The following is a 14,309-nucleotide window of genomic DNA, read 5'->3' as shown; positions in this document are numbered from 1 at the left end:
TCCCATGTACCTGCACGTTCAGCGACTCATCAACGAGATCGAGGCCGACGAGCCGGACCCGGCCGCAGCGAACGCCCTCCAGGAGGGTCTCGGCGGCCAGTTCGGCGAGATGCGGACGATGATGCAGTACCTCTTCCAGAGCATCAACTTCCGAGGCCCGAGCGGTAAGCCGTACCGGGACCTGCTCCAGGGCATCGGCACCGAGGAGATCAGCCACGTCGAGCTCATCGGCACCACGATCGCCCGCCTGCTGGACGGCTCGCCGCGGTACAACGGCAAGAAGACCGACCCGTTGGACGCGCCGGGCGCAGGAGGGGCCACGCCCCTGGAGAACGCGCTGCACCAGAGCAACATCCACCACTACCTGGTGGCTGCCCAGGGCGCCCGGCCGGTCGACGCCGCGGGCAACCCGTGGAGCGGGACCTACGTCTACAACTCCGGGAACCTGGTGCTGGATCTGCTCTACAACCTGATGCTCGAGTCCACGGGCCGGCTGCAGAAGTGCCGGATCTACGAGATGACCTCCAACAAGACGGCCCGCTCGACCATCGCCTACCTCATCGTGCGCGACCAGGCGCACGAGAACGCGTATGCGAAGGCCCTGGAGACCCTGGGCGTGAACTGGGCGTCCGTGCTGCCGATCCCCAAGACGAACGCGGAGAAGTTCCCCGAGGTCAAGAAGCTGCTCGACCTGGGCCTGCAGAGCAAGCAGTACACGTTCGACCTGACCGCCTCGTCGGAGGCGGGACGGATCTTCCAGGGGATGTCGCCCTCCAACGACGGCACCCAGCTCGACGCTCGTGAGCAGGCGCCCGGCGGCGTCCCCATCACGATCGCCGAGGAGCGGTTCGAGGAGTTCTCCCCCGGCCTCGACACCGACCTGCTCGCTCTGATCCAGGCGACCGCAGACCTGGAGATGGCCGAGCCGATGCCGGCGCTGTTCGGTCCGATCGCCCCGGGCGGAGCGACGACCACCGCCTGAGCGGCACCTGACGACGGGCGCCGGCGGTCCACATCGGCCGCCGGCGCCCGTCGCGCGCGGGCGGTCGGGCGCCGCGCTCTGGGACCGAAGGCCCAGGGCGCGGCCCCGACCAGGCGTTCGACTGGTCGCCTGGGCACACGCGCCCCGACCATCTCTGCATCTCTGAAGGAGACGCTCATGCCCGCCGAGCCCATCGACATCCTCACCACCACGCCCCAGCCGGCCGCGCACACGTGCGGCTGCGGCGGCAAGGACGAGGCCGAGCCGGTCCTCGACGTCCGCACCATCCCGCACGCGATCCGGCACGGAGCGGTGTTCGGCGCGTTCGATGCGGTCGCTCCCGGAAGCTCCATGGTCCTCGTCGCCCCGCACCTGCCGCGCCCGCTCATCGCGCAGCTCCAGGACCGCGGCCCGATCGACGTCGAGGTGCTCGTCGACGGGCCTGACGCGTGGCGTGTCCGTCTGGCGAAGCCCGTCACCGCCTGACCGCGGTCCGCTCGACCGCCGGCAGTGTCCTCGGCGGCCCCACGGCACGTGTCGGCGCGGGCGTCGGCTGGCGGCACGACGCGATGCGTCGCACGCTCGTATGAGCCCCGCATCGGCGGCTGAGGGACGTGGCGGACGCGAGGCTGCGAGAGAGCCCTGGGAGGGCTGTCCCCGGCCCCGCGCCGTATGACCCCGCAGAGGAGCCCGACGGATGACGATCACCGCACCGGACGGCCGCGGCACCCCCCTGAGCACGCCCTGGTCGCTCCCCGCTGACGAGGTGCTGCGGGCGGTCGCCGGGTCGCCGGACGGGCTGACCTCGCAGGACGCGGCGCGGCGGCTCGCTCGCGACGGCCGCAACGAGCTGCCCGAGCCGCCCCAGCCGTCCGTGCTCAGGCGACTGCTGAGCCAGTACGCCGACGTGCTCATCTACATCCTGATCGCGGCGGCGGCGCTCAAGGGGTTCACCGGTGACTGGGTCGACTTCACGGTGATCGTCACAGTGATCGTCGCGACGGGTCTCATCGGGTTCGTCCAGGAGGGCCGGGCGGCGTCGGCGCTGGCGGGGCTGCGCAGGATGCAGTCGCTGAACGCGCAGGTGCGGCGCGACGGTGAGTGGGGCGTGGTCGACTCCGCGACGCTGGTGGTCGGTGACCTCGTCCGGGTGCGCAGCGGCGACCGGGTGCCGGCCGACGCCCGCCTGCTCACCTCCACCCAGCTGGAGGTCGACGAGTCGGCGCTGACGGGCGAGTCGCTGGCCGTGGACAAGCTCGACGAGGTCAACGCCCCGGACGCGGGCGTCGGCGACCGGACCTCGATGCTGTTCTCCGGGACGATCGTGACCGCCGGGACCGGCGAGGGCGTGGTCGTGGCGACCGGGGGCAACACCGAGATCGGGCGCATCTCCACCCTGGTCACCGAGCAGGAGACGGTGGACACCCCGTTGGCGCGCCAGCTCGCGCACCTGGGCACCCAGCTGTCGATCCTCATCGGCGTGCTGGCCGTCGTCATGCTGCTGGTCGGCCGGTTCGTGCACGACCTCGACGCCGAGGAGCTGATCTCCGCGGCCATCGGGTTCGCGGTCGCCGCCGTCCCCGAGGGGCTGCCCGCCCTGGTGACCATCACCCTCGCGCTCGGCGTGCAGCAGATGGCGCGCCGCAACGCCATCACGCGCAAGATGGCGGCCGTCGAGACGCTCGGGTCCACGACGACCATCTGCTCGGACAAGACCGGCACGCTCACCCAGAACGAGATGACCGCGCGCGCCGTGGTCACCGCCACGGGGACCTACACGGTGGAGGGCACGGGCTACGACCCGACGGGCCGCGTCGTGACGGTCGACGGCGCCACCGCCGACCTGGCCACGCACCCCGACCTCGCCGCCCTCGTGCTCGCCGCCGGACTGTGCAACGACGCCCACGTGGAGCCCACCGACGACGGCTGGCGCGTGGTCGGAGCACCGACCGAGGGTGCGCTCGACGTGCTGCGGAGGAAGGCGGGGGCCGACCTCGCCGGGGTCGCCCGGGTCGCTGCCGTGTCCTTCGACTCCGCCCACAAATTCGCTGCGACCCTCGACCAGCTCCCGCCCGGCGCGGTGCAGCTCGGTGCTGCGCGCGTCGTGCACGCCGTGGGTGCTCCGGACCGGCTGCTCGACCGCTGCAGCACGGAGCCGGCACCGGGTGGGGTCGCTCCGTTGGACAGGCACGCCTGGGACGAGCGGATCGACGCCCTGTCGGCCCGGGGCCTGCGCGTGCTCGCCGCGGCGGCGCGCCCCGCCGACGGCGTCGAGACCCTCACGCTCGACGATCTCGACGGCGGCCTCACGTTCCTCGGCGTCGTCGGCATCGTGGACCCGCCGCGCCCCGAGGCCACCGCGGCGATCGCGGAGGCGCACGCCGCGGGCATCCGCGTGAAGATGATCACCGGCGACCACCGGGGCACGGCCACGGCGATCGCCCGGGAGCTCGGCATCGCCCCCGAGGAGGGCAGGGTCCCGGCCCTGACGGGGGCGGACCTGCAGGCGATGTCGGACGACGAGCTGCGCGAGGTGGTGCGCGACGTCGACGTCTACGCGCGCACCTCGCCGGAGCACAAGCTGCGGATCGTGCGTGCCCTGCAGTCCCACGGCGAGGTCGTGGCGATGACGGGCGACGGCGTCAACGACGCGCCGTCGATCACCCGGGCGGACGTCGGCGTCGCGATGGGCATCAAGGGCACCGAGGCGACCAAGGAGGCCGCGGACATCGTCCTCGCGGACGACAACTTCGCGACGATCGAACGAGCTGTCGAGGAGGGCCGGCGGATCTACGACAACATCCGCAAGGCCGTCGTGTTCCTGCTCCCGACCAACGGCGCGCAGTCCCTGGTGATCCTCGTCGCCGTGCTGGCCGGCCTGACCCTGCCGCTGTCACCCGTGCAGATCCTCTGGATCAACCTCGCCACCGCACTGACCCTCTCGGCGACGCTGGCGGGCGAGCCCGCGGAGCCGGGCATCATGCAGCGCAAGCCGCGCTCCCCGGGCGAGCAGGTCCTGTCGTCGAGCGCGATGGCAGTGGTCCTGATCGCCTCGGGGGTCCTCGGGGCCGCCACGCTCGCCGTCTTCCTGCTCGAGCGCGACCGCACGGGCGACTACGCAGTCGCGCAGACGTCCGCGGTCATGATGCTCGCCCTCGGCCAGCTCGCCTACCTGCTGAACTGCCGCCTGCTGAACGGGTCGGCGTTCACCACCCGCGTGCTGACCGGCAACCGCGGCCTGTGGGTCTCGGCCGGCGCCCTGCTCGTCCTGCAGCTCGTCTTCACCTATGCGCCGTTCATGAACTCGTGGTTCGGCTCCACCCCGATCGGCCTGCGCAGCTGGGCGCTCACGGCGGGGATCGCCGTGGTGGTGTTCCTCGTCATGGAGGCCGCCAAGGCCGCGGTGCGGCGCGTCGGGGCACGGGCCGCGACCGGACGGCGGGCGGTGACGTGACCTTTCCAGGGGGCCGCCCCGACGGACCGACCGCGCTCACCCGGCCCTGCGCACCGTCTCCCACGCCCGCAGGGCGCGCGCCGGGGCGACGCGCCGCTCGCGTGCGGCCGCGGGCAGGTCACGGAGGGCGGCGCGCAGGCCGCTGCGACCTTCGGGCCGGCGGCACGCCCGTGCTCCCACCCGCAGGACGTCGGACCACGGGAGGCGCAGGACCGCGGTGAGGACCTGCGAGCGGGTCACGGCCGCCGCCCGGACCTCCGGCGCGTCGCGCATCGGCGACGGGTGGTGGTGCACGAGCGCCTCCGGGACGTGCACGAGCGACCACCCCGCGCCCACCAGGTCGAGGGCCACCCGCTGCTCCTCGCCGGGAAAGCGCACGATCGGGTCGAACCCGCCGACGTCGAGGAAGGCGTCCCTGCGGACCATCGACCCGCACGCCATGAAGCCCAGCAGCGAGGCCCGTCCGCCCACCGGGCTGAGTGGCGAACGGGCCAGGACCCGGTCGAACGGGTCGATCCGCTCCTCCTCGCCCAGCAGCACCCGCGCGTGCGCCACCGCGACCTGGGGCGACGCGGCGAGCACGTCCGCCGCGCGGCGCAGCGAGCCCGGCGCCCACCACGAGTCGTCGTCGGCGAACGCGACGAACGGCGTCGCAGCGCGACGCGCGCCCTCGGTGCGAGCCGCGGCCCCGATGTTCCCTCCGAGCGCCACGACCTCGACGTCCGGGAACACCTCGCGGACCGCCTGGACCGTGCCGTCGTCCGACCCGTTGTCGACCAGGATCACGGGCGCGCGGTGCCGGGCCAGCGAGTCGAGCAGCGCCGCTCGACGGTTGCGGCTCATCACCACGACGGTGACGCGCGCGTCCTCGACGGTCCTGATCATCCCTGCTCGTGCCGCCTCTGCTCCTCGACCGGCCGACGGGCGCCGTCGCCGTCCCGATCCTGCTCAGGCTAGGCACCACCACCGGCTCGCGCGCGTCCAGCGGGCCATCGGTTGAACGGCACGCGACGGCGGGTCATGATCGTGACGACCCGTCCGGAGGCGTGCGGCGACGGCACGCCCCCAGGAGCGCCGAATGATCACCACCGAGGTCGCCGACCGCGTCTACCGGCTCGGCCACGCCTTCGTCAGCTGCTACCTCGTCGAGGAGGACGGCCGCCTCCTGCTCGTGGACGCCGGGCTCCCGGCGATGTGGCCCCAGCTCGCGGGGGCGTTGCGCGAGCACGGTCGCCGGCCGCAGGACATTGCGGCCCTGGTCCTGACGCACGCGCACTTCGACCACACCGGCGTCGCGGCCCGCGTCCAGGCGGAGCTCGGGCTGCCGGTCTGGGCGCACCCGGACGACTTCGCCCTGGCGGAGCACCCGTACCGCTACGCGCACGAGAACCCGCGCGCCCTCTACCCGATCCGGCACCCGCGCGCGGTGCGGATCCTCGCCGCGATGGCGCGCGCCGGCGCCCTGCGCGTCCCGGGGGTGAGCGGTCTGCGGGCACTGCCGCCGACGGGCGCGCTCGACCTGCCGGGGTCGCCGGTCGTGGTGCCGACGCCGGGCCACACGTACGGCCACTGCGCCCTGCACCTGCCCGGGCGCGACACCGTGCTGAGCGGCGACGCGCTGGTCACCCTCGACCCGTACACCGCGGTCCCCGGCCCGCAGATCGTGGCCGGCGCGGCGACCGCGGACAGCGAGCAGGCGCTCGCCTCACTGGACGCGCTGGCCGCCACCGGCGCATCGACGGTCCTGCCCGGTCACGGCGAGCCGTGGACGGCGGGCGTCCAGCGGGCGGTCGAGGAGGCGCGGGCGCGCGGCGCCCACTGACGCGTCGTGCCAGCTGACGTCCGCAGTCAGTCCGGCGGCTCGATCGAGCCGACCGCGGCGTCGTCGGTCTCGCGCTCGTCCTCCCCGAGCAGGATCGCGTCGGGCGACTGCTCGCGGTCGTCGAGCTCGGTGGAGTCCGGCGCGTCGGGAACCAGGTCGGGGTCGGGCATCGGGTCACTCATGGAGCACCTCCGGGTGGCTGGCGTGCTGCGACGGTAGGCCGCCGCGCCCGATCGCGCGCGCCGGGACGGTCGGTGAACGTCGTCCGCACGCTCCAGTGGCAGACCCGCCGATCCGGTCGCACGATGCCTCGATGACGAACACCACGCCCGACCTCACGGCCGTCGTCCTCGTCGGCACCCTCTCCCCCTCCCCCGCACCCTCGAGCAGCGAGCTGCTCGCACGCCAGGTCCTCTCCGCCCTGTCCGCGCACGGGGTCACCGGGACGGTGATCCGCCTCGTCGACCACGACATCCGGCCCGGCGTGCAGGCCGACATGGGCGACGGCGACGCCTGGCCGGCGATCCGCGCGCAGATCCTCGCGGCCCACATCCTCGTGGTCGCCACGCCCATCTGGATGGGCCAGCCCTCCAGCGTCACCAAGCGCGCCCTCGAGCGGCTCGACGCCGAGCTGTCCGAGAAGGACGACCAGGGCCGGCTCCTCACCTACGGCAAGGTGGCCGCCGTCGCGGTCGTCGGCAACGAGGACGGCGCGCACCACGTCAGCGCCGAGCTCTTCCAGGCCCTCGACGACGTGGGGTTCACGATCCCGGCCGGTGCCGTGACGTACTGGGTGGGCCGTGCGATGGAGGGCGTCGACTACCAGGACCTCGACCAGACGCCGGAGTCGGTCGCGTCGACGACCGCGACCCTCGCCGCGCACACCGCGCACCTTGCGCGGCTCCTGGCACGCGAGCCGTACCCGCCCTCGTGACCGCCACAGAAGGCGTCGGGGCGCTCGGGCACGACGCCTGATCAGGGGCGTCACGTGGGGAGCGGCTCGTGTCCCCGACCGGCTGCCACGGGCGAGTAGGCACGGGAACGGAACAGCGGAGAGGGGAAACGAAGCAGCCCGAGCCGCTGGGCCTCCAGCACCGCACCGAGCCGGTCGTGCACCTGCAGCTTCTGGAACAGGTGCCCGACGTGCTTGTGCACCGTCCGGATCGAGCAGCCGAGCCGGCGCGAGGCCGCAGTAGCGGTCAGCCCTTCCGCGACCAGGACGAGCACCTCGACCTCGCGGGACGTGAGGCCGATCCGGCCCGCGACCTCTGCGGCGCCGGCGGGTGATGTGTCGGACCACCGGCTCAGCCGGGTCACGTGCCGGTCCACCGCCTGGAGCACCGGCTGCACCTCGGCCAGGAAGCTCAGTGCGGCCGGGGTGAAGTCCGTCCCCGACCGGGCGAACGCCAGGCCACACACCTCCGTGCTGCCGCCACGCAGTCCGACGCTCACCATCTGTGGCGACTCCACCAGGGTGGCCAGGAATCGCTGGCACGGCGACCGTTGCCATGCCGAGCGACCTCCCGCGGCCTGCTGTGCCGTCAGCGGTGCCAGCTCGCCGCGGGCGCACGCCACCAGCAACGGGTGCGTGTGGCGCAGCGATCGGGTGGCCTGCAGCAACGTCGGAACCGAGGCCTGTGGCTGGCCGTGCAGGAACAGCTCGGAGTCCCCGGTGCGCCAGTCGACGCGTTGCCACACGCCGCCGCCGGTCGCGTCGAGCTCGTCGCAGAGCAGGCTGAGCAGGCGCACGGGGAACGCCGGTTCCACCCCGATGCCGTCCATGGCCGCCACCGCGAGGTCAACCAGCCGACCCCGCGTACCGAGCGCCGCCGCCCCCCCGGGCCCCGCTGCCCCCACTCCCCCGCTCTACCACGCTGCGCGAGTCCCTGTCACGGCTCGGCTCCGTGGTACGAACCGGCCCTGACGAACGCCGATCCGGTTGACCGCTCACCGGTCCGCGGCGAGCGCCTGTGCGATCGGCCCGGCGACGTCCGGGTCGGACAGGTAGTCGTCGATCGCGTGCGGGTACAGCGGGTTGTGGGTCCGCTCGTCCCGGATGGACGCGTCGCCGCCCGAGAAGAGGTGGGCGATGGGATGGATCACCGCCACGACGTCGCGCACGTCGTAGGCGTTGACCCACGTCGGTTGACCTGCGACGGGGGTGATCGACCTCGGCACGGGACGGCGCTCCGAGCCGACGTCGGGGCCGCGCAGGTTCCGACGCACCACCTTCTGCCCCAGCGGGGACCCGGCCGTGACGAACAGCCGCACCGTCACGCCCTCCGGCAGGTCATCGAGCGCGTCGTACGCGACGACGGTGCCGAGGCTGTGCGCGATCACGATGATCTCGCCGTGCCCGTCGTCGCGCGCCTGCTCCATCGACCTGCGCACGTGCCCCTGCACCAGGTCGCGTGCGCCGCGGTCGGCCAGGTAGTAGGCGACATCCCGCAGGTACTGCTCGATGACCCACTCGGCCGTGCCCGTCTTGTCCGAGAGGAACTGCAACGCCGACCGGGCGATCTTCAGCTGCAGGAGGTCGGACCATCCCGCCTCCTGCCCGCTGCGGCGCAGCCTCTCCACCTCCCGTACCGCGTCGATCGTCGCGGCGTCGTGGTCGAGCATGTGGTGCGACGCCAGGAACCCCGTCTCCTCGGCCGCCTCGATCACCATCTCGCGGTGGAGAGCTGCGATGTCCACTCCCGCCTCGAGATCCGGTCGCGGACCACCGGCCGCTTCGTAGGCCACGAGGGCGTCGGCCAGGTCGTTGCCGTAGAACGGGAAGTAGGTCACGTCCGCGGGCACCGGACCCGCCCCGGAGAGCACGAATCCCCTGGCCAGTCCGCCGAGCCAGGTACGGGTCTTCCCGGCCACGTAGCGGTCCACGGCATCCTGGTCGCGCCCGAGCTCCTTCGCCATCTGCTGGCTGCGTCCGTGCACGAGCAGCAACGCGGTCATGTGTTCCCCCCCAGGGTCAGTGCCTCGGTGATGAGGTCGCCCGCGCGGCTCCCGGCCGCGTCGAGGGCTCGTGCTCGGAGCTCCGCGACGATGGCGGACACGCGCTCGCCGCGGTTGGCCACCCAGACGCGGCGCGACGCCGGTGTGTCGCGGGTGACCAGCTGACCGTCCCGGTCGATGTCCTGGCCGTGCTCGTCGCGGGCGGAGACCGCCCGGGAGTGGAGGGCGACCAGGTCCCAGTCGTCATTGAGGACGGGCGAGCCGGAGGATCCCGAGTCGGTGTCCGTCTCGTACGTGAGGTGGCGCTCGTCGTCGAGCTCGACCAGGAGGTTGCTGCGCAGGGCGACGTGCAACGGAGTGTTGAAACCCGGGTGCTGGATGATGTTGAGGTGATCCCCGAGGACGGCCTTGCCGGTGAGGCCGCGCAGGGGGATGACGCCCAGCGTCGCCCCGGCCGGCTTCCCGTTCGGGAACGGCTCCAGGGCGACGACCGTGAAGTCCAGCCCGTCGTCGTCGACGGACCCGGTGACGAAGCAGGCGTCCGGGTCGAGACCGACCGTCCGTGCGCGGCCGGCGCGCTCGCGCTCGTCGAGCACGTAGCGGAAGACGACCTCCTGGCCGCGGGCGCTGTCCGGGTCGCGCAGGACGTGGGCGTTGGTCAGCAGCAGCCAGGGTGAGACCAGGAACCCTGTCGCCGTCTGACCTGGCAGCCGCACCATGCCCACCGCGTCCGCCCGCCGCGCACCGAGCGACAGCCAGTTGCCAGGCAGGAAGTCGCGGGCTCCGATGACCCGTTCGAGTGCGTCGTCGACTTCCTCGGGCGGAGCCTGGGCCGGGAGGCCCACGCCGTGACGGGTCAGGTAGCGGCGCTTGCGCTCCTCGGGTTCGAGGCGCCAGGCCGACGAGGGGGCTGCGCGGACCTTCTCGTGGAGCGCCCGCGACGGGTCGTCGGGCTCCGGGAGCCGTTCTGGCGCGCTGCTGGAGGGGTTGTCGTCGTTCGGGATGGCCGCCGCCGTCTCGCTCATGAGCCGACCGCCATCGCTGCTGTCCCGACCATGTCCGCGCTCCTCCTCCGACAGCCGTGCGTGGCTGCTCAGAACGGCGTTCGGCCGGCGCCGGCAGAGAACTCGGGCGGCCGCTTGTTCCACAGGCCTGCGCCGCGGATCCGTGCGAGCAGGTCGGCGAGACCCCGCCGCACCTGGGTGCTGGTGCCTGTGCTGTCGACCGCCGCGAGGTGGGCGGAGACCAGCGGCTGGACGGACGCGACGTCCACGAGCAGCCCGGCCCGGGACATGGCCTGCGCCAGCTGCGCGAGCGCGACCTGCACGGCGGTCGCCTGCGCCTCCTGCAGCCCGCCCGGCGCAGCGCCCGCGTCCAGCCCGAGCGCACGTGGGGCGTCCGGGAGGCCGTGCCCGACCCGGTGCGGGTCGCCGAACGCGAGCGGGGTGGCCGAGGCCTTGAGGATGGCGAACAGCCGGTCCACGCGCGCCGCCCCGCGGAGCTGGAGCTCGGGGGTCTGGAAGTCGGGATGGTGCGCCAGCACGAGCGCGGCCAGCCCCGCGACGTGCGGGGTGGCCATCGAGGTGCCGTCCCAGGAGGCGTACCCCGTCGCCGGCACGGTCGAGAGCACGGCGACGCCCGGTCCCGCGACGTCGACCTCCGGGCCGTGGCAGGAGAACTGCGCGGAGAAGTAGCCCTGGTCCCCCGACCCGCCCGTCCAGCGTTGTTGCGCGTGGTAGCTGGTCTCCGGGAAGGTGCCGTCTCGGCCGATCGCCGAGACCGTGAGGACGTCGGGCGAGGTGCCGGGGAACTGCACCTCTCCGCCGGTGTTCCCGGCCGCGACGATGCACGCCACGCCCAGCTCCTTGGCCTGTGCGAGCTTCTGCAACATGATCTGCGAGGTGCCGCCGGTACCCAGGCTCATGTTGACCACGTCGATCTCGTGGTCGATGCAGTAGTCCACCGCGTCGATCAGGCTGCTGATCCGGCCGCCGGGGAAGATCCGCGCCTCGAACAGCTCGGCGTCCGGGGCGAACCCGCGGACCCCGCTGCCGTTGCGGGCGCCGGCGATCACCCCGCTGCAGTGGGATCCGTGGGCGATCGTGTCGTCGCGCCACTGGGTGTCGTTCGTCGGCGTGGTGGTGAGGTCGACACCCTCGCCGATGGCGGCGAGGTCGGGATGGGTCACCGCGGCGCCGGAGTCCACCACAGCGACCTTGATGGCACGCCCGCTCATGTCGGCGGGCACCTGGTCCAGCCGCATCGCCTGCTGGCCCCACCCGAGCACCTCGGTGCCCGGGAACCCGGTGGTGGAGTCCGCCAGCGGCTGCAGCGTGATGGTCGTGGTGGCACCGCCGGTCAGCGGCGGCCGTGCCAGCCACAGCGACCAGTAGTCGCGGACCGGGTTGACGTAGAGGGCGCGCAGGGTCGCGTCGCTCTCGTTCATCAGGCTGAGGGTCACCGTGCCCTGGCCGTCGGTACGCCCCTGGACCGGGACACCGCTGCCGTAGAGGTAGACGGTCGCCTCGGCCACCGGCGCGCCGTCGGTCCCCGTCACCTGCACCGTCCACGAGCTGCTGACCCCGAACGGGCTGAGCACACCGGGGTTGACGTCGACCGTCCCGGTGGGGGCGTCGACCTCCGCCGGCTGCGGGAGCAGCGGGGCGTCCTCCTCCACCAGCACCTGCGGGTGCCGGCCGAGGTCGGCCGCCACGTCCTCCGTCATGGTGGCGACCACGACCTCGTCGGTGACCGAGCTGCTGAGGTTCATCGCACGCAGGTTCTGCGGCCGCAGCGTCTTCTCGACGTGCACGCCGGGGGTGGCGCTGAGCTGCTCGACGATCCAGTCGAACTGGAGCGGGCCGGCGCTGGCCGGGTTGATGGACGTGTCCTGAGCAACCAGGAACGTGCGGGGACGGCTCGGTGGGGAGCCGGCTGAGAGGACGTCGGTCATGGTGGCGGTCCTAGAGGATGAGAGGTTCGTCCGGCTCGATGAGGACCAGCGTCCCGAGGGCTGTCCTCATGGCGGCCGCCCTCGCCGGGTCGATGGAGATGGTCAGTCGTTCGGGATCGGTCTGGTCGTTCCGGGTGACGCCGGTGACCGCGGTCTCGGGGTCGGCTTCCAGGAGGTCGAGCAGCGGCCGCAGGACACCGGGCGGCCCGGCCACGATGAACTGCTCGGTCCGGGGCACGGGCCCGTCTGTCGTGCTCACGGTTGCGGGATGGTCGGATCGGTCCGGCGCTCGGCCTCGATCGCCTGCAGCGCTCGCCGCAGCGCCGCCTGCACGTCGTCCGCCCGGCCCGACTGATAGGCGGCGACCGCCGTGGTCGTCTCCGCGATCGCCGGCGCCAGGCTCGGGTGGTTCGGCGCGTTGTCGCGGAGGTAGGCGAACATCTTCGGCAGGACGGAGGCGGCCCGAAGGAGCTGGTCGTCCGCCACGACCGCCGCCGCCGGGGCGACGGTCGTGGACGTGTGCACCGCCGAGTCCGCGTCGCGGATCCAGGTGAAAGGCATGACGGTCACCCCTTCAGCGCGCGGTTGCGGGCGGCAGCATGCTGAACGGCTCCACGCCGGTGTTCCAGGGCAGGACCTTCTCGGCCAGCCCACCGGCGATGTCACCGATCTGACGGCCGAGGTCCTTCTTGCCGAACATCCCGCCGACCGACCCGCCGACCAGGCCGCCGAGGCTGCCGAGGAGACCGCCGATCACACCGGCCGGGACCACCACGAGCTTGTCCTCCTCGGTGCCGCCTCCGCCGGGACCCGCCGACGCGGGCTGCAGGGCGTCGGGCAGGACGGAGAACGCCTTGAGGGCCTCGCCGGCAGCGCCGCCCAGCTGTGCACCGAGCTTCGCGTTCCCGAGCCAGCCGCCGACGCCGCGACCGATCGTGCTCCCGAACGTCGAGGCGATCTTGCCGAACCATCCGGCGGGCACCAGCACGAGGTCCTCCGTCTGCTGCGGCCCGGCCGGTCCGGCGGAGGCGGGGACGAGGTTCGGGGGAAGAGCCGACCACGGGACGAACTTCTCCGCCAGGTCGCCGGCGATGTTGCCGACGGTCGTGGCGGTGTCACCGCCGACCATCTGCCCCACGCCGCGGGCGACGCCGCCGAACAGGTGGCCGAGCCAGCCCGCCGGCACCACCACCATCGCCTCCTGCGGCGTGGTGGCCGCGGGGCCGTTGGACTGGGGGGCGACGTTCTGCGGCGGGACGACGGAGAACGGTCCGAAGAAGGAGCCCAGGGCACCGCCGGCGCCCCCGCCGATCTGCTCGCCGAGATCCTTGTTGCCGAACAGACCGCCGACCGCGCCGCCGAGAAGCTTGCCTCCGACGCCGCCGAGCAGGCCCGTGATGAAGCCTGCCGGGACGATCACCAGCGACTCGTCGGAGCCGCTGGGCACCGCACCGGGACCGGCTGACGCCGGAGCCACGGACGGGGGAACGACCGACCAGGGCGACAGGCCCTTGATGAGCTCGCCCGCGGCGCCCCCGAGCGTCTTGCCGAGAGCCCGGTCACCGAACCAGCCCCCGAGCTCGCCGCCGATCGTGCTCCCGAGGCTGCCGACGATGTCGCCGACGATCCCCGCCGGCATGAGGATCAGCGGTTCGGTCGTGGAGCTCGAGCTGTACAGCGACAGGTAGGAGGGCCGCTCGGTGTCGGTGCCTCCGGTGGCCGGGGTGCCCGGCGACGAGCCGCTCCCGGTGGAGGCCGCGCCGATGCTGTCGACCTCTGCGCTCATCGATCCGCTCATGATGACTCCTTGGTGCTCCGGGGTGGACGCCATTCACTGTGCTGGCGGCGACTCCGCTGGTCATGGGCATGGCGATACTCGGCCCGTGCCCAGCGGGCGCGTGAGTACGGCTACCTATGTCCCGGGCGCCGCGCGGCCCGGACGGCGGCGCGGAGTGAGTACGGGGCACCCTGGCGCCGCGGTCCGCAGCACGGCGACACTCCCCGGCGGAGACGGCCCGGCTCGGAGCGTCGTTCGACGCGGAGCTGCCCGTGATCGCGGTGCCGAGCGGGCACCGTGCTCGGGGCGCCGCGCCCGCCTCCGTCGATGTCAACCGTAGATGCCTACTCATTCCGGCCGGAGGTG

General features: G+C 73.1%; 14 protein-coding genes. 5 read left to right on the top strand and 9 right to left on the bottom strand.

From position 1 onward, the window contains the following. Positions 1-4: 4 nt before the first annotated feature. From KG102_RS08780 to KG102_RS08770, 3 genes are all read left to right on the top strand, one after another. Entirely contained in the window at positions 5-982 is a 978-nt protein-coding gene (locus KG102_RS08780; protein WP_208289944.1) for a manganese catalase family protein, read from the top strand. 177 nt (positions 983-1,159) lie between these two features. Continuing rightward, positions 1,160-1,468, top strand: a complete 309-nt coding sequence (locus KG102_RS08775; RefSeq protein ID WP_208289947.1) for a DUF2249 domain-containing protein — start codon at positions 1,160-1,162, stop codon at positions 1,466-1,468. Positions 1,469-1,679: 211 nt separating this feature from the next. Continuing rightward, positions 1,680-4,436: a cation-translocating P-type ATPase gene (locus KG102_RS08770; protein WP_208289948.1), complete on the top strand. Its 2,757-nt coding sequence runs from the start codon at positions 1,680-1,682 to the stop codon at positions 4,434-4,436. Between the two features lie 36 nt (positions 4,437-4,472). Here KG102_RS08770 and KG102_RS08765 read toward each other — a convergent pair whose 3' ends face one another. Then, positions 4,473-5,321, bottom strand: coding sequence for a glycosyltransferase family 2 protein (locus KG102_RS08765; protein WP_208289949.1), 849 nt, complete (start codon positions 5,319-5,321; stop codon positions 4,473-4,475). A 193-nt stretch (positions 5,322-5,514) separates the two neighbouring features. Between KG102_RS08765 and KG102_RS08760 the strand changes: the two genes are divergently transcribed. After that, a complete protein-coding gene (locus KG102_RS08760) occupies positions 5,515-6,258 on the top strand; it encodes an MBL fold metallo-hydrolase (protein ID WP_208289950.1) in 744 nt (247 codons plus the stop codon). Positions 6,259-6,284: 26 nt separating this feature from the next. Here the strand turns inward: KG102_RS08760 and KG102_RS08755 are convergent, their stop codons facing one another. Then, positions 6,285-6,440 (bottom strand): hypothetical protein, encoded by a 156-nt coding sequence (locus KG102_RS08755; protein ID WP_208213474.1) that lies wholly within the window; start codon positions 6,438-6,440, stop codon positions 6,285-6,287. 131 nt (positions 6,441-6,571) lie between these two features. Here KG102_RS08755 and KG102_RS08750 point away from each other — a divergent pair, with 131 nt between their 5' ends. Next, positions 6,572-7,192, top strand: a complete 621-nt coding sequence (locus KG102_RS08750) for a flavodoxin family protein (RefSeq protein WP_208289951.1) — start codon at positions 6,572-6,574, stop codon at positions 7,190-7,192. Positions 7,193-7,242: 50 nt separating this feature from the next. Here the strand turns inward: KG102_RS08750 and KG102_RS08745 are convergent, their stop codons facing one another. The 7 genes from KG102_RS08745 to KG102_RS08715 form a co-directional block, all read right to left on the bottom strand. Then, positions 7,243-8,040, bottom strand: coding sequence for a response regulator transcription factor (locus KG102_RS08745; protein WP_208289952.1), 798 nt, complete (start codon positions 8,038-8,040; stop codon positions 7,243-7,245). A gap of 165 nt (positions 8,041-8,205) precedes the next feature. Next, positions 8,206-9,213, bottom strand: a complete 1,008-nt coding sequence (locus KG102_RS08740) for a hypothetical protein (protein WP_208289953.1) — start codon at positions 9,211-9,213, stop codon at positions 8,206-8,208. Then, positions 9,210-10,238: a trypsin-like serine peptidase gene (locus KG102_RS08735; RefSeq protein WP_208289954.1), complete on the bottom strand. Its 1,029-nt coding sequence runs from the start codon at positions 10,236-10,238 to the stop codon at positions 9,210-9,212. The genes KG102_RS08740 and KG102_RS08735 overlap by 4 nt, the downstream gene beginning before the upstream one ends. 68 nt (positions 10,239-10,306) lie before the next feature. Further along, positions 10,307-12,166, bottom strand: coding sequence for a S8 family serine peptidase (locus tag KG102_RS08730; RefSeq protein ID WP_208289955.1), 1,860 nt, complete (start codon positions 12,164-12,166; stop codon positions 10,307-10,309). A gap of 10 nt (positions 12,167-12,176) precedes the next feature. After that, entirely contained in the window at positions 12,177-12,425 is a 249-nt protein-coding gene (locus tag KG102_RS08725; protein WP_208213480.1) for a hypothetical protein, read from the bottom strand. Then, positions 12,422-12,727, bottom strand: a complete 306-nt coding sequence (locus KG102_RS08720; RefSeq protein ID WP_208289956.1) for a hypothetical protein — start codon at positions 12,725-12,727, stop codon at positions 12,422-12,424. Before KG102_RS08720 ends, KG102_RS08725 begins: the two co-directional genes overlap by 4 nt. 13 nt (positions 12,728-12,740) lie before the next feature. Beyond that, complete coding sequence (locus tag KG102_RS08715; RefSeq protein ID WP_208289957.1) at positions 12,741-13,964, bottom strand: hypothetical protein; 1,224 nt, start codon at positions 13,962-13,964, stop codon at positions 12,741-12,743. Between the last annotated feature and the right edge of the window lie 345 nt (positions 13,965-14,309).

It is taken from the genome of Cellulomonas fengjieae (assembly GCF_018388465.1).
In the GTDB taxonomy this organism is placed as follows: domain Bacteria; phylum Actinomycetota; class Actinomycetes; order Actinomycetales; family Cellulomonadaceae; genus Cellulomonas; species Cellulomonas fengjieae.
Note: the sequence above shows the minus strand (reverse complement) of the source record. Positions and strands in the feature narration are given on the sequence as shown.

Excerpts from the sequence above, each read along its gene's own strand:
- KG102_RS08760 (WP_208289950.1), top strand. The coding sequence starts at position 5,515 with ATGATCACCACCGAGGTCGCCGACCGCGTCTACCGGCTCGGCCACGCC.
- KG102_RS08745 (WP_208289952.1), bottom strand. The coding sequence starts at position 8,040 with ATGGACGGCATCGGGGTGGAACCGGCGTTCCCCGTGCGCCTGCTCAGC.
- KG102_RS08735 (WP_208289954.1), bottom strand. The coding sequence starts at position 10,238 with ATGAGCGAGACGGCGGCGGCCATCCCGAACGACGACAACCCCTCCAGC.
- KG102_RS08750 (WP_208289951.1), top strand. The coding sequence starts at position 6,572 with ATGACGAACACCACGCCCGACCTCACGGCCGTCGTCCTCGTCGGCACC.
- KG102_RS08715 (WP_208289957.1), bottom strand. The coding sequence starts at position 13,964 with ATGAGCGGATCGATGAGCGCAGAGGTCGACAGCATCGGCGCGGCCTCC.
- KG102_RS08740 (WP_208289953.1), bottom strand. The coding sequence starts at position 9,213 with ATGACCGCGTTGCTGCTCGTGCACGGACGCAGCCAGCAGATGGCGAAG.
- KG102_RS08780 (WP_208289944.1), top strand. The coding sequence starts at position 5 with ATGTACCTGCACGTTCAGCGACTCATCAACGAGATCGAGGCCGACGAG.
- KG102_RS08775 (WP_208289947.1), top strand. The coding sequence starts at position 1,160 with ATGCCCGCCGAGCCCATCGACATCCTCACCACCACGCCCCAGCCGGCC.
- KG102_RS08755 (WP_208213474.1), bottom strand. The coding sequence starts at position 6,440 with ATGAGTGACCCGATGCCCGACCCCGACCTGGTTCCCGACGCGCCGGAC.
- KG102_RS08720 (WP_208289956.1), bottom strand. The coding sequence starts at position 12,727 with ATGCCTTTCACCTGGATCCGCGACGCGGACTCGGCGGTGCACACGTCC.
- KG102_RS08730 (WP_208289955.1), bottom strand. The coding sequence starts at position 12,166 with ATGACCGACGTCCTCTCAGCCGGCTCCCCACCGAGCCGTCCCCGCACG.
- KG102_RS08770 (WP_208289948.1), top strand. The coding sequence starts at position 1,680 with ATGACGATCACCGCACCGGACGGCCGCGGCACCCCCCTGAGCACGCCC.
- KG102_RS08765 (WP_208289949.1), bottom strand. The coding sequence starts at position 5,321 with ATGATCAGGACCGTCGAGGACGCGCGCGTCACCGTCGTGGTGATGAGC.